Origin of the sequence: Bradyrhizobium centrolobii, assembly GCF_001641635.1 — a bacterium.
GTDB lineage: Bacteria > Pseudomonadota > Alphaproteobacteria > Rhizobiales > Xanthobacteraceae > Bradyrhizobium > Bradyrhizobium centrolobii.
Map to the genome: position 1 here is coordinate 13,144 of NZ_LUUB01000073.1, position 20,310 is coordinate 33,453.

The window sequence follows — 20,310 nt, forward strand, 5'->3', positions numbered from 1 at the left end:
GAAATTCCATCAATAGCTACAGTGTTGGATCCGAGCCAAGTCAGTCCTCCAGTCTAGCCGGAGCGTCCCAAACGTTACATCCTGACATCCTTTCATACCGCCACAGACGACGGCATGAGCCGGAGTAGGGGAGCGGCGCATCGCATCGGTCCCGGCGTAAGCGCAAGCGCGCAGCACGACGCAATCGCGTGGCATTCCGCCGTGTCCATTTTGCGACATCCATGTCCGAAGCACGACGCGAGGATTGAATGGATTGTCACTCCAACACGAAATGTGGCCTTTGCCTTCTGCGCTCCAAGTCGCACAAACCGGCTTTTGGCACGCCGATTGCTGTAGCCAAAAGGCCATTTGAGGCGCCGCTCGCGGCTCGAGGCGACGGCCTCTGATCAGCTTAAGGTAATTGGTGGATGCAACCTCGGGATTTGTCCGAACTCCTCGATAGAGAAGCGATTCGCGATTGCATCTACCGCTATTGCGGGGGCATCGACCGGGCCGACGAGGCTACCCTGCGGAGCACCTACTGGCGGGATGCAACGGATCAGCATGGTATCTATGCCGGCCGGTACAAGGCTTCTTTGAGTGGGCACGCGAGATTTTCAGAACGAACGGCCGCAGCTTCCACATGGTCGGCAACAGCCTGATTGAATTTCTCGTTTCGGATCACGCGGCTGCAGAGACTTATTTCATGGCCTTTCAGCGACTTCCGATGCCAGATGACGTTGTCGAGCAGCTTCTGATCGCAGGGCGATATTGTGACCGTTTCGAGAAGCGCGGCGACGAGTGGCGGGTGTCCAAGCGAATTGTGGTCTTCGACTGGATCGAAGAGCAGTCAACGCCGCGCGAAAGCGAAGAACTCAAGTTCGGTTCGCGAACGCCGATCGGAGCAAGGTTCCGGACGACCCGATATACGACGGGCTCAACCGTTCACGCAGTCCGTCGAAATTGGCGTCTTGTTCAGATCCGCGCCAAACAGCTGATTGGTTCAGCTCAATCCTATTGATGCGATCCAACATGGGGCCTGCCATGAAGATATCACAAGCGTTCAAGTTTAGAGCCGCTCACCGGCTCCCGAATGTGCCGTCGACGCATGGGTGTAGCCGCGTGCACGGACATTCCTATAGAGTCGAAGTTTATCTTGAGGGGCCCGTGGATCCGGTCAATGGAATCGTCGCCGACTTTTCCGCCATCGACGAATCCATTGTTGGAATCATGACGACACTTGATCACCGCTATCTGAACGAAGTTCAGGGTTTGGAGAACCCGACGGCAGAAAGGATTGCGGAGTGGATCTGGGAGAGACTGAACGACGGGTTACCTCGAATGTCGTCCGTTCGAGTTTATGAAACCGCGGACTGTTGGGCTGAGTACGATGGACGATGAAGAAGGCTGCCGCCGAAGAAGCGAGTGTGGAGATCTCGGTTTGGTTCAGCGTCAGCGTGTCCTCAAACGGCTTGCGTCGCCGTCATGGACGACGACTTTTCGTCACCACGAAAGGGCAGTTTGGCAAAGTACAATGTGACGCAACGTCAGGTTCAATAGGTTTGCGAGATTCCGAGAAAGATATTCGCTGCCGCTTGCAGAGTGGGTTTGTTGGCCTAAGTTTTGCCACGCTACTCGTTTCATTCAACTCGGCATCATCACGGATGTACCGGTGGTGCAGAGGGGGACCCGGCGCGCTTTTTAAGACCTGGCAAGGTGCGTCGGGTACCTCGGCTGGCGCGGGCGATCTCCCTCAGAACGTATCCGGTTACGCAGCGGAATGGCTCTCTCAAAGGCGTTGGGAGCTTCCCGGCACGCCGTCCGAGAGGGGCATTATCTCAAGTCGAGGAACTTAGAAGCAGATATGATGTTGTCTTGCTCCTTCGCAAGCAGCTGATCTGGTTCGCGGCTAACGGTTGGGTCGGTCGGAGCCGCTTTGTCTTACAATCGAATTACTCGCGGAACTTTCGCGGCAGGTGAACAGAGCATGTCCTATTCCAAACGCAAGATCGCACTCTTTATCGATGGGCCAAATCTCTATGCCGCAGCCAAGTCGGTCGGATTCGATATCGACTACAGGCACTTGCTCAACGAATTCAAAGACCGCGGCTCATTGCTGCGTGCGTTCTATTATACGGCGATCATTGAGGATCAGGGGCACCCGCCGGTCCGTCCGCTCGTCGACTGGCTCGACTACAACGGTTACACCGTCGTCACCAAGCCAGGTAAGGAATTTGTCGATGTCGGCGGACGCCGCAAGGTTAAAGCCAACATGGACATTGAGCTCACCGTCGATGCGATGGATCTCGCTCAACACATCGACGAGATGGTTCTGTTCTCCGGCGACGGCAACTTCCGGTCACTTCTCGAGGCCGTGCAGCGACGGGGCGTCCTTGTCACCGTAATCTCCACGCTTGCTAGTCAGCCGCCGATGATCGCGGATGAGTTGCGTCGTCAAGCCGACGTCTTCACGGACCTTGTCGAATTGCGACCACGGATTGGACGCGACCCGTCCGCTCGCGCCTCGTTCCGCGAGCCGCGTCTCGTACGCAATAGCGCCGTCGGCGTGCCTTCATGATCTAGAAGCTAGCTTCCTTTCAGCTAGAAGACGATAGCGTTTGGCTAAAGCAAGCGTGGCTCTCGTTTAAGCCCACCATGGTGCCGCGAGGCCGATGTCGGACCGGAGGTTCTGATCCGCTGCTCATGGCCCAGTTCTTGCTCAGAGCGCCGCTGTGGATGTCGCGCCACATCAATAATGTTTAGGAGCTAGCTTGCCTCTCGATCGACCGTATCGCGACAGTATTGCTGGTCCGATCTCTCAATCGGCCCTCGCGCTTTGTCCGGCTCACGGCGACAGGTCGCCTGCGCAACGATATGGTGAGGTAAAAACGGTTGTCTTGACCGGCGCCTCGCGCGGTATCGGTCACGCCACGGGGAAACTGTTTTCGGAGGCGGGTTGGCGGATCATTTCCTGCTCACGCCAGCCCTTCGATGGCGGTCGATGCCCATGGCATTCCGGGACCGACAACCATATCCAGGTTGAGCTGAGCGACCACCGCGCATTGCCGCGCCTGATCGCCGAGATCAAGGCGCGCCTGGACGGTGAGCCGCTTCATGCCTTGATCAACAACGCCGGCATTTCACCAAAGACGGCAAACGGCAGCCGGATGAATTCGCTGAGCACGCCGGTCGACACTTGGATGCAGGTATTCCACGTCAATCTACTCGCGCCGATCTTGCTGGCACAGGGTTTGTTTGACGAATTGAAGGTGGCGTCAGGCTCTATCGTCAATGTCACCTCAATTGTCGGTTCTCGCGTGCATCCGTTCGCCGGGACCGCCTATGCGACCTCCAAGGCCGCGCTTGCCTGCTTAACGCGCGAGATGGCGCACGACTACGCGCCGTTCGGCATTCGCGTCAACGCGATCGCGCCCGGCGAAATCAAGACCGATATTCTGTCGCCAGAAACCGAGGCTCAACTGGCGCCGGTCATACCCCTGCACCGTGTCGGCACGCCGGACGAGGTTGCAAAGGTTATCCTCTTCCTTTGCTCGAACGCGGCGAGCTACATCACGGGTGCGGAAGTGCCAATCAATGGCGGACAGCACGTGTGATCTACGAAAGGCCGGTCGCGAAAATCCACGACTTGTGCTGAAAAAAGCCAATAGGTCTCTTTCGCGATACGCCACGGGATGCATCCGCAGAAAAAGAGACGATTGCGCTAAGGCGGAGCGCCGGCATCGGATGTGCCCTAGAGTCGCTTGTCAGTAGGACTGATCGCCAGCTTCTCCACTCGGGGCAAGTTGCTTTGCAAGAAACCGAAACGAGTTGATGGACGCCCGTGGAGTGAGCGTTACATCGTGATCGATCCAGCCTCGCCGGAGCATGGCCGATATCACTTCTCACTCACTGTTTCATTTCTGACACGAGACTTCGAAGTCAAACTCGGATGCTGGCCGCGCGTCGCATTTGCGACAATCTCCATCTGCGCCCGTATCTATCTCTACTTGCGCGGTTTTTTCTGTCGGGCCTGGGCTGGCACACTCGTTGCACAACACTTGGCAAGTCGAGCCCACGTATCAGGAGAGGATGCGAGCCGGGCAAGTGGCGATGGGACATGAGAGAGCAGGACGGCGATCGTCGATCGGCCGGAGGGAGAATAGAATGTCTTCACTGAGACAAATTGCGTTTTACGGCAAGGGTGGTATCGGCAAATCGACGACATCTCAGAACACGCTCGCAGCGCTTGCGGAGATGGATCACAAGATCCTGATCGTCGGCTGCGATCCCAAGGCGGACTCGACCCGACTGATCCTGCACGCCAAGGCGCAGGACACGATCTTGAGCCTGGCAGCGAACGCCGGCAGCGTTGAGGACCTCGAGATCGAAGACGTCATGAAGGTCGGCTACAAGGATATCCGCTGCGTCGAGTCCGGCGGGCCGGAGCCAGGGGTGGGGTGCGCAGGCCGGGGCGTCATCACCTCGATCAACTTCCTGGAAGAGAATGGGGCCTATGAGGACATCGACTACGTGTCCTACGACGTGCTCGGCGACGTCGTCTGCGGCGGGTTTGCAATGCCGATCCGGGAGAACAAGGCACAAGAGATCTACATCGTGATGTCCGGGGAGATGATGGCGATGTATGCCGCCAACAACATCTCGAAGGGCATTCTGAAGTATGCCAGTTCCGGCGGCGTGCGCCTCGGCGGGCTGATTTGCAACGAGCGGCAAACGGACAAGGAGTTGGAGCTGGCGGAAGCACTTGCCAAGAAGCTCGGAACCCAGCTGATCTACTTTGTGCCGCGCGACAATATTGTGCAGCACGCGGAGCTGCGCCGCATGACGGTGCTGGAATATGCCCCCGACTCCAAGCAGGCGGATCACTATCGCAATCTCGCGGCGAGAATCCACAACAATGGCGGCAAGGGCATCATTCCGACCCCGATCAGCATGGACGAACTTGAGGACATGCTGATGGAGCACGGCATCATGAAGGCGGTCGACGAGGACCAGGTGGGCAAAACCGCCGCCGAGCTGGCAGTCCAGTCGGCCTGAGACGGACGCCAAATTCGGGGTCTTGAGCGAGTATCGGTTTGTATAGCGCAGAGGATGACACGAAGGAACTTCGTATGACCCAAGCCACCAGCCAGAGCGCCGCAGAGATCAAGGCGCGGAATAAACAGCTCATCCAGGAAGTTTTGAAAGTCTATCCGGAGAAGACCGCCAAGCGGCGCGCCAAGCACCTCAACGTCCATGAGGCCGGAAAATCCGATTGTGGCGTCAAGTCGAATCTCAAATCGATCCCCGGCGTGATGACCATCCGTGGCTGCGCCTATGCCGGCTCCAAGGGTGTGGTGTGGGGGCCGATCAAGGACATGGTCCACCTCAGCCATGGTCCGGTCGGCTGTGGCCAGTATTCCTGGGGGTCTCGGCGCAACTACTATGTCGGCACCACCGGCATCGATACTTTCGTGACCATGCAGTTCACCTCCGATTTCCAGGAAAAGGACATCGTCTTCGGCGGTGACAAGAAGCTCGTCAAGATTATCGACGAGATCCACGAGCTGTTTCCGCTCAACCACGGCCTCACCATCCAGTCGGAATGCCCGATCGGTCTGATCGGCGACGACATTGAAGCCGTGTCGAGATCCAAATCCAAGGAATATAACGGTAAGACCATCGTGCCGGTGCGCTGCGAGGGATTCCGTGGCGTGTCGCAGTCGCTGGGTCACCACATCGCCAACGACGCCGTGCGCGACTGGATATTCGACAAGATCGCGCCGGATAAGGCCCCGTCCTTCGAGTCAACGCCCTACGATGTCGCGATCATCGGCGACTACAACATTGGGGGCGACGCCTGGTCCTCGCGCATTCTCCTGGAAGAAATGGGGCTGCGAGTGATTGCGCAGTGGTCTGGTGACGGAAGTCTTGCCGAGCTCGAGGCGACGCCGAAGGCGAAGCTGAACATTCTGCACTGTTATCGGTCGATGAACTACATATCTCGCCACATGGAGGAGAAGTTCGGCATTCCCTGGTGCGAATACAACTTCTTTGGTCCGTCGAAGATCGCCGAGTCGCTGCGCAAGATCGCAACGTACTTCGACGACAAGATCAAGGAAGGCGCCGAGCGCGTCATCGCCAAGTATCAGCCGCTGATGGATGCGGTGATCGCCAAGTACCGCCCGCGCCTGGAAGGCAAGACGGTGATGCTCTTCGTCGGGGGGCTGCGGCCGCGCCACGTGATCGGTGCCTATGAAGATCTCGGCATGGAGGTCGTCGGCACAGGCTACGAGTTCGGTCACAATGACGACTACCAGCGCACCGCCCAGCGCTACGTTAAGGACGGAACGCTGATCTATGACGACGTGACCGGCTACGAATTCGAGCGCTTTGTCGAAAAGATCCAGCCGGATCTTGTCGGTTCCGGAATCAAGGAGAAATACGTCTTCCAGAAGATGGGCGTGCCGTTCCGGCAGATGCATTCATGGGACTATTCGGGCCCGTATCACGGCTATGACGGATTTGCGATTTTCGCCCGCGACATGGACATGGCGATCAATTCGCCGGTCTGGAAAATGACCAAGGCGCCTTGGACGAACTCCCCTCAGCCGACCCTGATGGCGGCGGAATGAGCAAACGACACGGCTCGCCCCAAGCGGTGCGAGCTGGTGCGACAGGCGATGAAACAGGAAGCCGATAAAGAGTGCCACAATGACGCAGAACGCCGAACACGTGCTCGATCATCTTGAGCTGTTCAAAGGCCAGGAATACCAGCAGATGCTGGCCAATAAGAGGGCGCTATTTGAATGCCCGCATGATCCCGCAGAAGTCGAGCGCATCCGGGAGTGGTCCAAGACACCTGAATACCGAGAGAAAAACTTTGCTCGCGAAGCCTTGACTGTGAACCCGGCGAAGGCCTGCCAGCCTCTCGGAGCCGTGTTTGTTTCCGCCGGCTTTGAGGGAACGCTGCCCTTCGTGCATGGTTCGCAGGGCTGCGTGGCCTATTATCGCAGCCATTTGTCCCGGCATTTCAAGGAACCCAGCTCCTGCGTCTCCTCCTCGATGACGGAAGATGCAGCCGTGTTCGGCGGCCTGAACAACATGATCGACGGGCTTGCCAACTCTTACAACATGTACAAACCCAAAATGATCGCGGTCTCCACCACCTGCATGGCCGAGGTGATCGGCGACGATCTCAACGCCTTCATCAAGACCGCAAAGGAAAAGGGCTCAGTGCCGGCGGAGTTCGACGTTCCGTTCGCCCATACGCCAGCTTTTGTCGGCAGTCACGTCAACGGTTACGATCATGCACTCAAAGGCATATTGGAGCACTTCTGGGACGGCAAGGCCGGCAGCGCGCCCAAGCTAGAGCGCAAGCAAAATGGTAAGATCAACGTCATCGGCGGCTTCGATGGCTACACCGTCGGCAACCTTCGCGAGATCAAGCGAATTCTGGAACTGATGGAGATCGAGTACACGATTCTCGGCGATAACAGCGACGTGTTCGACACGCCGACCGATGGCGAGTTCCGCATGTATGGCGGTGGCACCAGCTTGCACGACGCGGCGAATGCGGTTCACGCCAAGGCAACCATCTCTATGCAGCAGTATTGCACGGAGAAAACGCTGCCGTTTGTTGAGGATCATGGCCACAAGATTCTCGCATTCAACTATCCCCTCGGCGTCGGCGCCACCGACGATTTCCTGATGGCCTTGTCGCGTATCACGGGCAAGCCAATACCGAAGGCCTTGGAGCAGGAGCGTGGGCGGCTGGTCGACGCCATCGCGGATTCCAGCAGCCACATCCACGGCAAGAAGTTTGCAATCTACGGCGATCCCGACCTGTGCTACGGACTTGCAGCCTTCTTGCTCGAGCTCGGTGCCGAGCCGACCCATGTGCTCTCGACGAATGGCGGCAAGGCCTGGGAAGAGAAAATGCGGACGCTGTTTGCCAGCTCGCCCTTCGGGCAGAATTGCCATGTCTATCCTGGCAAGGACCTCTGGCACATGCGCTCGCTCTTGTTCACCGAGCCGGTCGACTTCCTGATCGGAAATACCTATGGGAAATATCTGGAGCGCGACACAGGCACGCCGCTGATCCGGATCGGCTTTCCGATATTCGATCGACATCACCATCACCGATACCCCGTCTGGGGATATCAGGGCGGTATCAACGTGCTGGTGAAGATCCTCGACAAGATCTTCGACGAAATCGACAAGCACACGAACATCGCGGGCAAGACGGACTACAGCTTCGATATCGTTCGCTGATGCGGCCACGCATCTTGGCCTTATCGCCCGTTGTCGCAGCTTCCGGCGCGGGCGCAGACTATCGTCTGCGCCTGGACCGGGAAGCCATCGGCCCATGCAAGGGGACATTGATGAGTTCGCTATCGACCAAGATCCAGGATGCCCTCAGCGAGCCGGGCTGCGCGAGGAACGTCAATAAATCGGAAGCCGAGCGCAGGAAGGGCTGCACCAAGCAGCTGCAGCCGGGCGGCGCCGCCGGCGGCTGCGCCTTCGATGGCGCAAAGATAGCGCTGCAGCCGGTGACCGATGTCGCCCACCTTGTCCACGGCCCGATCGCCTGCGAAGGCAATTCCTGGGACAACCGCAGCTCCGTCTCCTCCGGCCCCGACCTCTGGCGCAGGAGCTTTACGACGGACATGGATGAGATGAACATCGTGTTCGGTGGCGAAAAGCGGCTCTATAAAGCGATCCGGGAGGTCGTCGAGAAGTACGATCCGCCGGCCATCTTCGTCTACCAGACGTGTGTGCCCGCCATGATCGGCGACGATATCAATGCAGTCTGCAAGGCAGCTGCGAGGCGGTTCGGAAAGCCCGTCATTCCCGTCAATTCGCCGGGTTTCGTTGGCTCAAAGAACCTCGGCAGCAAGCTTGCCGGCGAGGCGCTGTTCGAGCACGTTATCGGCACGCAGGAACCCGACATCACGACACCGTACGACATCAATCTCGTCGGTGAGTTCAATCTGTCCGGCGAGCTCTGGCAGGTCAAGCCGTTGCTCGACCAGCTCGGCATCCGCATTCTGTCCTGCATCTCTGGCGATGCCAGATATCGCGACATAGCCTGCTCGCACCGCGCAAAAGCCGCGATGGTCGTTTGCTCCAAAGCGTTGATCAACGTCGCGCGCAAGATGAAGGAGCGCTACGGTATCCCCTTCTTCGAAGGCTCGTTCTACGGCATTCAGGATTCCAGCGACTCGCTACGCAATATTGCGCGCATGCTGATTGCACGCGGCGCGCCAACCGAGCTGATGACCCGGACCGAGGCCGTCATCTCCCGAGAGGAGGCAAAGGCCTGGGCCGCGATCGACGGTTTCAAGCCGCGGTTTGCCGGGAAAAAGGCGCTGCTGGTCACGGGCGGCGTAAAGTCCTGGTCGGTCGTGGCCGCGCTGCAGGAAGCGGGCCTCGAGATTGTCGGAACGTCCGTGAAGAAGTCGACGAGGGAAGACAAAGAACGCATCAAAGAGCTGATGGGCCAGGACGCTCACATGATCGAAGAGATGAGCGCGCGCCAAATGTACGAGATGCTGAAGGACGCGAAGGCCGACATCATGCTGTCCGGCGGAAAGTCGCAGTTCGTTGCGCTGAAGGCCGCCATGCCGTGGCTCGACATCAACCAAGAACGGTCTTACGCCTATTTGGGGTATGCCGGCATGGTGAAGCTCATGGAGGAGATCGACAAGGCGTTGTACAATCCGATCTGGGACCAACTCCGCAGACCGGCGCCATGGGAATCCGTAAGCCACAGCGCTTGCGAGGGGAGGATGCGTGACAGACCGGCTGTGCATGCTGCGCCTCGCCTGCAGGCGGCGGAGTAGGGCAGCGCGGCATGGCGACCGTCACAATGTCGAAGAAAGCCTGCTCGGTCAATCCGCTCAAAATGAGTCAACCGGTCGGCGGCGCTTTTGCCTATCTCGGCGTGCGCGGCGCTATGCCCCTGTTGCACGGCCCGCAAGGATGTACGTCCTTTGCGCTGACGCTATTGGTGCGGCACTTCAAGGAAGCTGTGCCGCTGCAGACGACTGCGATGAGCGAAGTCGCTACGGTGCTCGGCGGTTACGACAACGTCGAGCAGGCAGTCCTGAACATCTATAGCCGGACCAAGCCCGAGATCATCGGCATCAATTCAACAGGCGTCACCGAGACAAAGGGCGACGACGTCGAGGCGTTCATCCGACAGGTCCGGCAGAAGCACCTGCAGCTCGAAAAATGTCCGCTGGTCTACGTCGCGACTCCAGATTTCAAGGATGCGTTTCAGGATGGCTGGGGCAAGACGGTGGCGCGAATGGTAGAGGTCCTCGTCGACCCCGTTGACGCGGCGGCGCCGCGCGACCTCTCGCGCGTGAATGTGCTGCCGGGCTGTCATCTGACGCCCGGCGACATCGACGAGTTGCGCACGACTTTTGAGGACTTCGGACTGGATCCATCCTTCCTTCCTGATATCGGCGGCTCGCTGGATGGCCACATACCGGACAAGTTCACGCCCACCACGATCGGAGGAATCGGCGTCGAGGAAATCGCGAGCATGGGGCGCGCGGCCTGGACGGTCGCAATCGGTGCACAGATGCGCCGGGCAGCGGCCGCCATGCATGCCAGAACCGGGACGCCAGTCCGCCTGTTCGAGCGGCTCTGCGGCCTCATCCCCAATGACGAATTCATCGCCTTCCTGAGCGAGATCAGCGGGCGGCCCGTCCCGCTCAAATACCGTCGTCAGCGCGGACAGCTCGCAGACGCGATGCTGGATGCTCATTTTCACATCGGAGGCCGCAAGCTCGCGATCGGCGCCGAGCCCGACCTGCTGTTTGATGTTTCCAGCATGCTGCACGAGATGGGCGCCCAGATCGCGGCAGCAGTGACCACAACCGCCTCGCCGGTGCTCGAGCGCGTCAAGTCCGAGGAGGTGCTGATCGGCGATCTCGAGGACCTGGAAGAACGCGCCAGGGTGCGCAACTGCGATCTCCTGATTACCCACGCGCACGGGCGCCAGGCAGCCTCGCGGCTGAAGATCCCGTTCTACCGCGCCGGCTTTCCGATATTCGACCGGGTCGGCGCCGGGCATCTGAAGACCGTCGGCTATCGCGGCACGCGGGAGCTGATCTTCGATCTGGCGAACCTCATTATCGCCGATCGCGAGGACAATCGCCAGCCGACGCCGGACACTTGGCGGACCTGCGATCCCGGCTTCCAGGTCGTTCCGCCGCAGCTGCACTGATGCCAGAGGAGGGACCCAAGTCGATGAAGGTCGCATTCGCCACTCAGGATTTGAAGCGCGTCGATGCCCATTTCGGCTGGGCCAGAAACATCGCCATCTATGACGTCCAACCGGACGGCCATCGCTTTGTCGAGGCAATCCAGTTTGACGGAGATCTCAAGGAAGACGGCATTGAGGATAAGCTCACGCCGAAGATCGAGGCGATCAAGGACTGCGCCATTCTTTATGTCGCCGCGATCGGCGGCTCGGGGGCCGCGCGGGTGGTTGCTCAGAAAATCCATCCAATGAAGGTAGCCGAGCCGGAGGCGATCGACGATCTCTGTGTCAAGCTCGAAGGCGTCCTGAAGGGCTCTCCGCCGCCTTGGCTGCGCAAGGTGCTCGCCAAGGGTGGGGAACGCAATCTGGAGTTCGAGGACTGATGGGACCTGTCATGAACAAACCGGCTGAGCCCACTCCTCGCGATCAGGTGGTGGACGCGCCCTTCGTCCGGGAGCTCGTCAAGATTTGGCGGGCGCAGGACACCCACGGCGCGTGGGAAGGCAAGAGGGATATCGACCTCCTCGAGCCCTACCTGCTCGACAAGGAGAAGCGGCGCATCCTCCCAATCGTCGGCGATCCAGATCCGGATACGATCTGGCGGCTTGAGCTCTTCTTCGATGCCGTTGCGCTTTCGATCGAAAGAGAAACCGGAGTAGGGGTGTCCCCGATGCTGAAGATGCACCACGAAGGCTTCGGTCGGCTGGTCCTGATCGCAGGGCGGCTTGTCGTCGTGAGCAAGCGGCTACGTGATGTACATCGCTTTGGCTTTGACAATCTTGCAAAGCTCGCCGCCGAGGGCGACGGGCACGTCAACAGCGCGGTCGAGATGATCCGCAGGTTTCCGGAAGTTGCGAACTACTGAGGCGATCATGCGCGATCTTGAATCACTGAAAGCCGAGGTCAAAAAACTATCGACCAAAGCGACCCAGGCTAAGATGGATCTCCACGATCTCTCCGAAGATCTGCCCGCCAACTGGACCTCGATCCTGGAAGTCGCTCAGAAGGCCTACGACGCCTTCGCCGTTCTCGAACGCAAGCGTCAAGAGCTCAACAAACTGGAAAGAGCATAGGCGATCAACGATTATGGCATCAGTAACCCGCGACGGCCGCGAGTGGAGCCCGGAATACCTGATCTCGATCGACCCGGAGAGGTGCATCGGCTGCGGCCGCTGCTACAAGGTCTGCGGCCGCGACGTCATGACGTTGAAAGGTCTCAATGAGGACGGCGAGATGATTGACCTCGATGACGATGATGACGAGATCGAGAAGAAGATTATGGTCATGACCGATGTCGGCGCTTGTATCGGCTGCGGCGCGTGCGCCCGCGTCTGTCCCACCAATTGTCAAGTTCACGCTGTCGTCGCCTGAGCCGCTCACTTGCGAGGTCGCTCGCTTTCGAAGCTGGGGCCTAACGGCGGCGATATCCCCATAAGCCAAAAATGTGAGTAGGTCCTATTCGATCCCCTGGTCACGTGCTTTCATCATTGCAGCGACCCGAAATCGCTCATGAATGGCGACCGCACTTGCGAGCAGAGCGGTCTGCGCGCTCTTGAGGGCCTCGATTACAATCCCAGCTTCCTCGCGCGTCAACGGGACGCGCCCGGCCATGTGGCTGGCATCGGGCACGACTGCCCAGATCGCGCGGCGATAAGGATGATCCTTCACCTCGATCAGGCTGTCGCTTTCGAGTTCGCCGCCAAGTGTAATAGCGAGCCCTGTCACTTCGAGCTTGCGACCGTCCTGCGTGAGCTTCACAAAAGTTGGCATCGATGGCTCAGCTTCTGGCTTAGAGGTGGTCAGGCCATCCCCGCCAGTTCCCCTCGGGGGAGACATTCGAGGCCATCTTCCTCGACGTTTGTTGCGTGCAAGACGCTTCAACCGAGTTGACCTTGACCTTGTCCTTGCCGCGACCAGCAGAGGGATCCCCAACCATGATCCCATCCGCCCTGGCGGCACGTGCGGCGCACGGTGCGACGGCGCGGGCGGTGGGCATGGGATTGGCTGCGAATTGCGAAGCCTCCAGATCGCCGGAGGTCGCGTCGAGAACCGGCTCTTCGAATTTGAAGCTGACAGCCACGTGGGTGCAATTGACCTCGCACACCGTGATCGGGCGCGCCATCGAATACACAGTCGGCGCGGTATGATCGAGCAGAGATTTGAGTTCGTTTGCGGAGCGATGGACGAGTTGCGGCGACGTGTTCATGTCAATCTCCATGCAAGCGTATGCTTCAGGGCGAGGATCAAATCTCGTGCCATATCCGTGCTTCCGCGCCAGCGAGGCGTCGTGCAAGCGGGTGAAAAAGCCCCCTGGCGAACCCGCATGCGTGGCGTAGCACCTTGCATCGCACCTGGCCCCTGAGAGGTGGTTTGACCCGGGCGGCCGCGAGATCTTGCGCGACTCTTGCAATTGCCTGGCCGAGAGACCTGGTCCCTTAGTGAGGACGACATGGAGCGGAACATCGCGTGCGCGATCTGCAACTCCGGCGATGTTCCGAACCGGCGAGCGATCGGCTTTCAGCTCATGATTATCGGTGACGACGGTGCGCCCGGGCCAGGCCGATCGTGATCGTGCGCTCGGGTAAGGACGTGATCGGCTATCGCAGGGTTTGCCCGCATGATCACGTGAAGCTGGAGTGGGAGCGCAACCAGTTCCTGGATCCCAATGGGTTCGCGCCTGATGTGCGGCAAGCACGGCTCGACGTTCGAGCTCGGTACAGGACTTGCGGTGGACGGCCCCTGCAAGAGGCAGCGCTTGACGCCGATTGCGCTCTCAGTGCTCGATGGCGACATCTGCGTAACGGGAGTTGAGCTTGTTGAAGATGACGAGGCAAAGAGGGTCTGAGCCAAAACGCTAAACCGGACGATTCTCGTTCCGGTTTTTGACCGGCCCCATCTTTGACAGGCCCTCTTTATAAGAAAGCTCAGTGCAGGACACCTCAATGTCTTTGGCCGCGTCGATGAGGTAGTCGAGCTTGCCCGCCGTATCGAAGGTCTTGATGTCGTTCTTGTCGACACCGGCCAGGTCCATCATCTCCTTCCATACCGTCGACTCCTCGCATGGCAGCACGCAGAACGTGATGTCACCAATTTTGGTGCGGTATTTCGCGAGCAAGTCGATGTTGTTGCAGAATATGAAATATCTTCCATCCGGGCTCAGCGTACCATCAAGCACCTGTGCGACATCGGCAAGATAGGTAAAGGAGTGCAGATAGCCGGCCAATATCGGAATCGTCGGATCTCCCCGTTCCGCGATCGTCAGCACTTGTTCAATCGAATAATCTGGCGGCCTCTTCTCGTTGGCGAGTTGGGGCTGGAACCTTAATGCGATGTCGCCGCGAAAGCCAAAACGGCCCTCTTTTTTGGTCCAGCCCTTCAGCACCGCATTCACAAGCCTGCCTTCCTTCTCAAGACGGCCCAGAGCAGTGTTGTCGATCGATGTCATGAGTCCTCCTCTTCGAGTGCCGAGCGGAAATTTCGGTCCGCGGGATTTGCGCGTACCACTTTATGCAAGTTGCCTGCCGTCAAACCTACTGGGCGCGCAAGCTAGCGGCAGGTCGGCGCGGTTGCAGGGCGTGTCTCGCCGCACCTCGGGCGCCACTGGTCCGTGTGCCCGCAAATACGTCGTGTCGCACACCCGACACGCGTCGACAACCAAACAATGACGTCGGCAAATGCGAGCGCTTTTTATTGCGCAATCGATGGCATGGGACTTGCCAAGAACGACCTGTCGCGACGACTTGCCAATGAGTACGACAGCAAATCGTCCAAAGCAGTTGGAGGTAGAATGATCAATTTGACTGAGAATGCGGTGAACGCGGTGAAGAGTGCGATCGCCGCAAAGGGCGTCCCTTCGCGCGGCCTGCGAATCATGGTCGAAGCCGGCGGCTGTTCCGGATTCAAGTACACGATGGGCCTCGCAGAGGCGGCTGAACCCGACGATAGCATCGTCGAGCGCGATGGCATCAAGGTGTTCGTGGACAATGCCAGCCGGGAGCATCTTGCCGGCACCACAATCGATTTCGCGGTGACGCTCGAGGGGTCTGGTTTCACGTTCGACAATCCGAACGCGAACTCGCACTGTTCCTGCGGCAAATCGTTCAGCTGATTTTCCGCGCCAGAGCGTCTGGCAGAAAGGTCATCGCAACATGCAGGTCGAGGTCCACGACAAGAAATTTGCGACAGCCGAATCTTCTGCAGATCGCGAGCGGATCGTCCGCGCTGTGCTCGACGAACTACGGCCAAACCTCAAGCGTGATGGCGGAGACTGCGAGCTGATCGAGATTGACGGTAACAAGATCATCGTCAAGCTTACCGGTGCCTGTGTGCTCTGCAAGCTCGCGAGCGCGACGTTGGAGGGTATCCAGGCGCGCTTGATCGAGCGGCTAGGCGAGTTCGTCCGCCTGATCCCCTCTGCTGGAGCTGCTAAAGTGCGGCATTGAGTGAGGCGCTTCGTGCGGCCAATTTATCTCGACAATAACGCGACCACGCGCACTGACCCGCTGGTCATCGCGGCGATGCTACCGTTCTTCTCGGAGCGGTTTGGCAATGCCTCATCAGGGCATGTGTTCGGAAGCGATGTCGCGGGAAGCGTCAGGGAGGCCAGAAAATGTGTGCGGGCCCTGATCGGTGCGGAATTTGACAGCGAGATTGTGTTTACCTCGGGCGGTACAGAGTCCGACAACACAGCCATTCTGTCCGCGCTTGCGGTGCAGGAAGGGCGTGACGAGGTGGTCACCGCGGCGGTGGAGCATCCGGCCGTGCTATCGCTCACCAACGAGCTCACCCGTCGCGGCACGATATGCCATCTTGTTCCCGTCGATAGCTGCGGCCGGATCGACCTCGAGGCATACCGCGGGGCTCTGTCGCCTCGGACCGCGGTTGCTTCTATCATGTGGGCAAACAACGAGACGGGAACAATCTTTCCGGTAGAATATCTGGCTAAAATGGCGCGCTCGGTCGGCGCCCTGTTCCATACCGACGCCGTACAGTCCGTGGGACGGATCCCAATCGATCTCAAGAGGGCGGAGATCGATATGCTCTCGCTCTCCGCCCATAAGCTCCATGGGCCGAAAGGGATTGGCGCGCTTTACGTGCGCAAGGGCACCAGGTTCAGTCCGCTCATCACGGGCGGCCCACAGGAGCGGCGGCGCCGCGCGGGTACCGAAAACGTCCCGGGGATCATCGGCTTGGGAAAGGCGGCGGAGCTTGCCGCGGCAAGGCTCGAGCAGGAACAGGCGCGGATTGGCGCATTGCGCGACCGCCTGGAGCAACGCCTTCTGAATCTCGGTCATTGCATGGTGCTCGGCGACGTCAACAGCCGCTTACCGAACACAATTGGCATCGCGTTCGAGCATCTCGAAGGCGAGGCGATCATCCATCATCTAAGCCGCGCCGGCATTGCCGCATCCGTTGGCTCGGCCTGCACGTCCGGTTCGATGGAACCTTCGCATGTGCTGCGCGCGATGAAGGTGCCGCCAGACTCACTGAACGGAGCGATACGCTTCTCGCTGTCGCGCGAGACGACAAGCAGCGAGATTGAACACGTCGTTCAGGTAATGGCCGATGTCATTGCGAGCTTTCGGGCAACGTCAACCGCGAAGCAGGAGCGTGCGAGCGGCACCTCTCTTCCCATGGAGCTGAGCCCATGAAAGTCATGCTTCGACGGTCGCCGGAAACAGGCTTTTCAATCTACGTGCCAAAGAAGGATCTCGAAGAGCCAATCGTGGAATCGGAGAATGAGGCCTTGTGGGGTGGCTGGATCAGACTAGCCAATGGATGGGTTCTTGACCTGCCTCAGATGGCCGGCGACACCAGCCTGCCGATTACGATTAACGCCAAGAAGCGGGGCGGGGACAAAGAGGACTGATGAACGCGCTGGCCCCTCGCATCGACTTCGCCAGCTCGGCGGACGCCGAGGCCACCCTCCGAGAAGTCGCACAGCACCTGCGGAAGGGCCGCGTCGTTCCATATCTCGGGCCTGGCTTGGCCGAGCTCTCCATCTCGACAGCGCCGATGGCTCCAGATGCGCTCGCTGCATTCTTCGCCAGCAAGGTCGCGCTGCCGCGCCGGGCCAGGGGAAACGCTTGGGCCTCGGCTCAGTACATCGAAAACACAAGGCATCGTGCCACTGTGAGCGCGCTGATGGCAGAAGCATTCGCGGCGGCAGCCGCGCCGACAGCATTGCACCAATATCTGGCCACGCTGGCGCTACCATTAGTGGTCGATAGCTGGTACGATGGAGCGATGCGAGCGGCCTTCGGCCTGCGCGAGGACTGGGGCGAGATCCAGGGTATCACTCGCGCCGGAATCGGCGAGGAACGCTGGTATCGCTTCTACGATGCGGCGGGCCAGGAGGTCGATGGTCAGATCGCCGGGCGCTGGACCACCATTCTCTACAAACCGCATGGCAGCGTCGTGCCGGCAAGGAATTTCCTGATCTCGGATGCGGACTACGTTGAGGCATTGACTGAGATCGACATCCAGACGCCAATTCCGGATGAGGTGAAGGCGCGCCGTACGGATCGTAGCTTTCTGTTCGTCGGTTGCCGGTTCAACGACCAGCTCCTGCGTACCTATGCTCGACAAGTGTTGAAGCGTTCGGCGGAGACCCACTACGCTGTGGTGGATCCGAATGCGCTCTCGAAAAATGAGTTGCGCTTCCTCCTCGCGCAGGGCATCGCGCCGCTCGCCATCCCGCTTTCGCGTGCTATCGAGCTCCTGTGCGCGGCTTAGCCTTCTTTGCTCCCTTGCGCCAACAGGGACGTTCAAATCCAAAGAGACCGTGCCATCTCACCTGTTTCGGCGGTGGTTCCCAATGCGGAGGCAATGGTCGTAGTTCAGGCGCTGCTCCAGCTCCTGCGCCTGGCTTATCGATTGGTGTAGTGAATCCACGAGCCGTTTGCTTTCCGAGATAGCCCTGTCGGCCCTCTGAAGAAGCTGATCCCGCTCGCGCTCGATCGAGAGACGATGTACTGCCATCTCGCGCTCCGTGGGTCCATGCAGCCGGGAGCGTTATCAGCCTATTAGCCACGTGGAAGTCCGGAAATATCACGCCGAAAAGAAGTCGCAACAATTCGATCTGCTTCCGCCCCCTGTCTCCACCACCCTAGCCACCGTGTCAAACGATTGTACCGGATAGGGAAAGCTGTGGAGTGGCGATTTGCTTGCCGCGGACCGACTTCAGTTCGTTCAGCCTATGTCAAACCACATTATCGCTGCGCCCGGGGTCCCAGCTTCTCCGAATGGTATAAGGGAGGCGAGTAGCGATTTTTGCAGCAGGGTCGATCGACACTGTCGGAAACAGTACGGCGTGTCAGCCTTACGACATCCCTCAGCACGGTCTCCAAATTCCGTGTCCCTACACGCTTCCCCTTAAACCATTGAACCAAGCAGCTAGGTCGCGCGATGCCACCATGGCACGTGAGTTGCTAATGGTTCTACAGAACGGCTCCAGGAAATGAATCACGGAGCCGGTTCGACCCTCTATGGAGACCGGGTATATGGACGTGTCAGCGGAACGCAAGGCATCGGATGGCAGCGCCACCATGGGTAAAGCCAGACAGGCCTTCACGGAGCGCATGAGTTGCAGCGGGACCGGCGCTGGCGGAATGGCGGGCTGTACACCGCACGCAGTCTCGGCTGATCTGACGTCCGAGATCTGGGAGAAGGTCAAGAATCATCCGTGCTACAGCGAGGAAGCACACCATCACTATGCCCGAATGCATGTCGCGGTGGCGCCGGTCTGCAATATCCAGTGTAACTATTGCAACCGAAAATATGATTGTGCCAATGAGTCGCGCCCGGGAGTCGTCAGCGAGAAGCTGTCGCCTGAGCAGGCGGCGGACAAGGTGCTGGCTGTGGCTTCCACAATTCCACAGCTGACGGTGCTTGGGATCGCGGGCCCGGGTGATCCACTTGCCAATCCGGCAAAAACCTTCAAGACATTCGAGCTCGTCAACAAGGTCGCACCCGACATCAAGCTCTGTCTGTCGACCAACGGACTCGCTTTGTTGGATCACGTGGATGCGATCGCGAAATGCAACGTCAATCACGTCACAATCACCATCAACGCGATCGATCCGCATGTCGGCGCTAGGATCTACCCCTGGATATTCTACAAGCACAAGCGTCATGTCGGCATTGATGCCGCAAAGATCCTGATCGAGCGGCAGCTCCAGGGGCTTGGCGTCCTCGCAGCGCGCGGCATCCTCTGCAAAATCAACTCGGTCATGATCCCGGGGATCAACGACAGGCATCTGGTCGAGGTCAACAAGGAAGTGAAAGCGCGCGGAGCGTTCCTGCACAACATAATGCCGCTGATCTCTTCGCCAGAGCATGGCACGGTGTTTGGCCTGAACGGGCAGCGTGGTCCGACGGCATGGGAACTGAAGACGCTGCAGGATAGTTGCGAAGGGGAGATGAAAATGATGCGGCACTGCCGCCAATGTCGTGCCGACGCAGTCGGCCTCCTGGGTGATGACCGCAGAGCCGAGTTCACCACCGAACGGATCGCGGCGCTTGGGCACAAATACGATGTGGAGGCCAGAAAGGCCTATCAGGCCAGGGTCGAAAATGTGCGCCATGCCAAAGTTGCGGCCACACGTCGGCAGCTTGCGGAGCTCGCGGATTGCGCCGACGCCGTAAAGGTGCTGGTAGCGGTCGCGACCAAAGGCTCGGCACTGATCAACGAACATTTTGGCCACGCCAAGGAGTTCCAGATCTACGAACTATCCGCCACAGGCGCAAAGATCGTGGGCCATCGCCCCGTCCAGCTCTATTGCGGCGGCGGCTATGCCGAGGAAGATCGGCTCCCAACCATTATCCGCGCAATCAACGATTGCCACGCGGTCTTCGTCGCGAGGATCGGCGGTTGCCCCAAAGCCGAGTTGATCAAGGCTGGCATTGAGCCAGTCGATGAATACGCCCATGCGTTTATCGAAAAGTCGGCGATCGCCTGGTTCAAGCGCTATCTCGACAGGGTTAAAACCGGCGAGATTAAGCATGTGGAGCGTGGCGAGGCCGCGACCGCGCACGCCTCCATTATTTCAGCGGCGTGA

20 protein-coding genes and 3 pseudogenes are annotated in these 20,310 nt (G+C 59.2%); 20 read left to right on the top strand and 3 right to left on the bottom strand.

What is annotated here, in order from left to right:
* Window positions 1–407: 407 nt before the first annotated feature.
* The 13 genes and pseudogenes from AYJ54_RS47730 to fdxB all read left to right on the top strand — a co-directional run.
* Window positions 408–936 (top strand): annotated as a pseudogene (locus tag AYJ54_RS47730) (nuclear transport factor 2 family protein); the annotation flags it as partial.
* Window positions 937–1,023: 87 nt separating this feature from the next.
* A complete protein-coding gene (gene queD / locus AYJ54_RS23560) occupies window positions 1,024–1,380 on the top strand; it encodes a 6-carboxytetrahydropterin synthase QueD (protein WP_063702635.1) in 357 nt (118 codons plus the stop codon).
* A 586-nt stretch (window positions 1,381–1,966) separates the two neighbouring features.
* The gene (locus AYJ54_RS23565; protein WP_063677069.1) at window positions 1,967–2,557 is read left to right on the top strand and encodes a LabA-like NYN domain-containing protein; all 591 of its coding nucleotides are present in this window, start codon (window positions 1,967–1,969) and stop codon (window positions 2,555–2,557) included.
* A 223-nt stretch (window positions 2,558–2,780) separates the two neighbouring features.
* Window positions 2,781–3,593: an SDR family NAD(P)-dependent oxidoreductase gene (locus tag AYJ54_RS23570; protein WP_245315432.1), complete on the top strand. Its 813-nt coding sequence runs from the start codon at window positions 2,781–2,783 to the stop codon at window positions 3,591–3,593.
* Between the two features lie 550 nt (window positions 3,594–4,143).
* Window positions 4,144–5,034: a nitrogenase iron protein gene (gene nifH, locus AYJ54_RS23575; protein ID WP_063677067.1), complete on the top strand. Its 891-nt coding sequence runs from the start codon at window positions 4,144–4,146 to the stop codon at window positions 5,032–5,034.
* Window positions 5,035–5,108: 74 nt separating this feature from the next.
* Window positions 5,109–6,611 (top strand): nitrogenase molybdenum-iron protein alpha chain, encoded by a 1,503-nt coding sequence (gene nifD, locus AYJ54_RS23580; RefSeq protein WP_063677066.1) that lies wholly within the window; start codon window positions 5,109–5,111, stop codon window positions 6,609–6,611.
* A 79-nt stretch (window positions 6,612–6,690) separates the two neighbouring features.
* A complete protein-coding gene (gene nifK, locus AYJ54_RS23585) occupies window positions 6,691–8,250 on the top strand; it encodes a nitrogenase molybdenum-iron protein subunit beta (protein ID WP_063677065.1) in 1,560 nt (519 codons plus the stop codon).
* A 110-nt stretch (window positions 8,251–8,360) separates the two neighbouring features.
* Window positions 8,361–9,741: pseudogene (nifE, locus tag AYJ54_RS23590) on the top strand (nitrogenase iron-molybdenum cofactor biosynthesis protein NifE); the annotation flags it as partial.
* 91 nt (window positions 9,742–9,832) lie between these two features.
* Window positions 9,833–11,215 (top strand): nitrogenase iron-molybdenum cofactor biosynthesis protein NifN, encoded by a 1,383-nt coding sequence (gene nifN, locus AYJ54_RS23595; protein WP_063702617.1) that lies wholly within the window; start codon window positions 9,833–9,835, stop codon window positions 11,213–11,215.
* A gap of 23 nt (window positions 11,216–11,238) precedes the next feature.
* Window positions 11,239–11,634, top strand: a complete 396-nt coding sequence (nifX, locus tag AYJ54_RS23600) for a nitrogen fixation protein NifX (protein ID WP_063677091.1) — start codon at window positions 11,239–11,241, stop codon at window positions 11,632–11,634.
* An 11-nt stretch (window positions 11,635–11,645) separates the two neighbouring features.
* Window positions 11,646–12,116: a NifX-associated nitrogen fixation protein gene (locus AYJ54_RS23605; protein ID WP_063677063.1), complete on the top strand. Its 471-nt coding sequence runs from the start codon at window positions 11,646–11,648 to the stop codon at window positions 12,114–12,116.
* A 7-nt stretch (window positions 12,117–12,123) separates the two neighbouring features.
* The gene (locus tag AYJ54_RS23610; protein ID WP_063677062.1) at window positions 12,124–12,324 is read left to right on the top strand and encodes a CCE_0567 family metalloprotein; all 201 of its coding nucleotides are present in this window, start codon (window positions 12,124–12,126) and stop codon (window positions 12,322–12,324) included.
* 13 nt (window positions 12,325–12,337) lie between these two features.
* Entirely contained in the window at window positions 12,338–12,622 is a 285-nt protein-coding gene (fdxB, locus tag AYJ54_RS23615; RefSeq protein ID WP_063677061.1) for a ferredoxin III, nif-specific, read from the top strand.
* 84 nt (window positions 12,623–12,706) lie between these two features.
* On the opposite strand, the gene AYJ54_RS23620 is transcribed toward fdxB, so the two are convergent.
* The gene (locus AYJ54_RS23620; RefSeq protein ID WP_063677060.1) at window positions 12,707–13,021 is read right to left on the bottom strand and encodes a hypothetical protein; all 315 of its coding nucleotides are present in this window, start codon (window positions 13,019–13,021) and stop codon (window positions 12,707–12,709) included.
* A gap of 19 nt (window positions 13,022–13,040) precedes the next feature.
* Window positions 13,041–13,457, bottom strand: coding sequence for a hypothetical protein (locus AYJ54_RS23625; protein WP_136623883.1), 417 nt, complete (start codon window positions 13,455–13,457; stop codon window positions 13,041–13,043).
* Between the two features lie 243 nt (window positions 13,458–13,700).
* On the opposite strand from AYJ54_RS23625, the pseudogene AYJ54_RS52675 reads away from it, so the two are divergent.
* Window positions 13,701–14,096: pseudogene (locus tag AYJ54_RS52675) on the top strand (Rieske (2Fe-2S) protein).
* 9 nt (window positions 14,097–14,105) lie between these two features.
* On the opposite strand, the gene AYJ54_RS23635 reads toward AYJ54_RS52675, so the two are convergent.
* The gene (locus tag AYJ54_RS23635; protein ID WP_063702619.1) at window positions 14,106–14,696 is read right to left on the bottom strand and encodes a hypothetical protein; all 591 of its coding nucleotides are present in this window, start codon (window positions 14,694–14,696) and stop codon (window positions 14,106–14,108) included.
* Window positions 14,697–15,038: 342 nt separating this feature from the next.
* Here AYJ54_RS23635 and AYJ54_RS23640 point away from each other — a divergent pair, with 342 nt between their 5' ends.
* From AYJ54_RS23640 to nifB, 6 genes are all read left to right on the top strand, one after another.
* Window positions 15,039–15,359 (top strand): HesB/IscA family protein, encoded by a 321-nt coding sequence (locus tag AYJ54_RS23640; RefSeq protein WP_063677057.1) that lies wholly within the window; start codon window positions 15,039–15,041, stop codon window positions 15,357–15,359.
* 40 nt (window positions 15,360–15,399) lie between these two features.
* A complete protein-coding gene (locus AYJ54_RS23645) occupies window positions 15,400–15,693 on the top strand; it encodes a NifU family protein (protein ID WP_063702621.1) in 294 nt (97 codons plus the stop codon).
* A 12-nt stretch (window positions 15,694–15,705) separates the two neighbouring features.
* Window positions 15,706–16,902, top strand: coding sequence for a cysteine desulfurase NifS (nifS, locus tag AYJ54_RS23650; protein ID WP_063702637.1), 1,197 nt, complete (start codon window positions 15,706–15,708; stop codon window positions 16,900–16,902).
* Window positions 16,899–17,120 (top strand): putative nitrogen fixation protein NifT, encoded by a 222-nt coding sequence (nifT, locus tag AYJ54_RS23655; RefSeq protein ID WP_027555682.1) that lies wholly within the window; start codon window positions 16,899–16,901, stop codon window positions 17,118–17,120. The genes nifS and nifT overlap by 4 nt, the downstream gene beginning before the upstream one ends.
* Complete coding sequence (locus tag AYJ54_RS23660) at window positions 17,120–17,986, top strand: SIR2 family NAD-dependent protein deacylase (RefSeq protein WP_063702623.1); 867 nt, start codon at window positions 17,120–17,122, stop codon at window positions 17,984–17,986. The genes nifT and AYJ54_RS23660 overlap by 1 nt, the downstream gene beginning before the upstream one ends.
* Window positions 17,987–18,753: 767 nt before the next feature.
* On the top strand, window positions 18,754–20,310 hold the full coding sequence (nifB, locus tag AYJ54_RS23670; RefSeq protein ID WP_063702625.1) for a nitrogenase cofactor biosynthesis protein NifB: 1,557 nt from the start codon (window positions 18,754–18,756) through the stop codon (window positions 20,308–20,310).

What these genes read in the sequence shown, in the direction of transcription:
- nifH (WP_063677067.1), top strand. Translation starts at nt 4,144, where the DNA reads ATGTCTTCACTGAGACAAATTGCGTTTTACGGCAAGGGTGGTATCGGC.
- AYJ54_RS23625 (WP_136623883.1), bottom strand. Translation starts at nt 13,457, where the DNA reads ATGAACACGTCGCCGCAACTCGTCCATCGCTCCGCAAACGAACTCAAA.
- nifB (WP_063702625.1), top strand. Translation starts at nt 18,754, where the DNA reads ATGGACGTGTCAGCGGAACGCAAGGCATCGGATGGCAGCGCCACCATG.
- AYJ54_RS23620 (WP_063677060.1), bottom strand. Translation starts at nt 13,021, where the DNA reads ATGCCAACTTTTGTGAAGCTCACGCAGGACGGTCGCAAGCTCGAAGTG.
- queD (WP_063702635.1), top strand. Translation starts at nt 1,024, where the DNA reads ATGAAGATATCACAAGCGTTCAAGTTTAGAGCCGCTCACCGGCTCCCG.
- AYJ54_RS23635 (WP_063702619.1), bottom strand. Translation starts at nt 14,696, where the DNA reads ATGACATCGATCGACAACACTGCTCTGGGCCGTCTTGAGAAGGAAGGC.
- AYJ54_RS23565 (WP_063677069.1), top strand. Translation starts at nt 1,967, where the DNA reads ATGTCCTATTCCAAACGCAAGATCGCACTCTTTATCGATGGGCCAAAT.
- nifD (WP_063677066.1), top strand. Translation starts at nt 5,109, where the DNA reads ATGACCCAAGCCACCAGCCAGAGCGCCGCAGAGATCAAGGCGCGGAAT.
- AYJ54_RS23660 (WP_063702623.1), top strand. Translation starts at nt 17,120, where the DNA reads ATGAACGCGCTGGCCCCTCGCATCGACTTCGCCAGCTCGGCGGACGCC.
- AYJ54_RS23610 (WP_063677062.1), top strand. Translation starts at nt 12,124, where the DNA reads ATGCGCGATCTTGAATCACTGAAAGCCGAGGTCAAAAAACTATCGACC.
- fdxB (WP_063677061.1), top strand. Translation starts at nt 12,338, where the DNA reads ATGGCATCAGTAACCCGCGACGGCCGCGAGTGGAGCCCGGAATACCTG.
- nifK (WP_063677065.1), top strand. Translation starts at nt 6,691, where the DNA reads ATGACGCAGAACGCCGAACACGTGCTCGATCATCTTGAGCTGTTCAAA.
- nifX (WP_063677091.1), top strand. Translation starts at nt 11,239, where the DNA reads ATGAAGGTCGCATTCGCCACTCAGGATTTGAAGCGCGTCGATGCCCAT.
- AYJ54_RS23605 (WP_063677063.1), top strand. Translation starts at nt 11,646, where the DNA reads ATGAACAAACCGGCTGAGCCCACTCCTCGCGATCAGGTGGTGGACGCG.
- nifN (WP_063702617.1), top strand. Translation starts at nt 9,833, where the DNA reads ATGGCGACCGTCACAATGTCGAAGAAAGCCTGCTCGGTCAATCCGCTC.
- AYJ54_RS23645 (WP_063702621.1), top strand. Translation starts at nt 15,400, where the DNA reads ATGCAGGTCGAGGTCCACGACAAGAAATTTGCGACAGCCGAATCTTCT.
- AYJ54_RS23640 (WP_063677057.1), top strand. Translation starts at nt 15,039, where the DNA reads ATGATCAATTTGACTGAGAATGCGGTGAACGCGGTGAAGAGTGCGATC.
- nifT (WP_027555682.1), top strand. Translation starts at nt 16,899, where the DNA reads ATGAAAGTCATGCTTCGACGGTCGCCGGAAACAGGCTTTTCAATCTAC.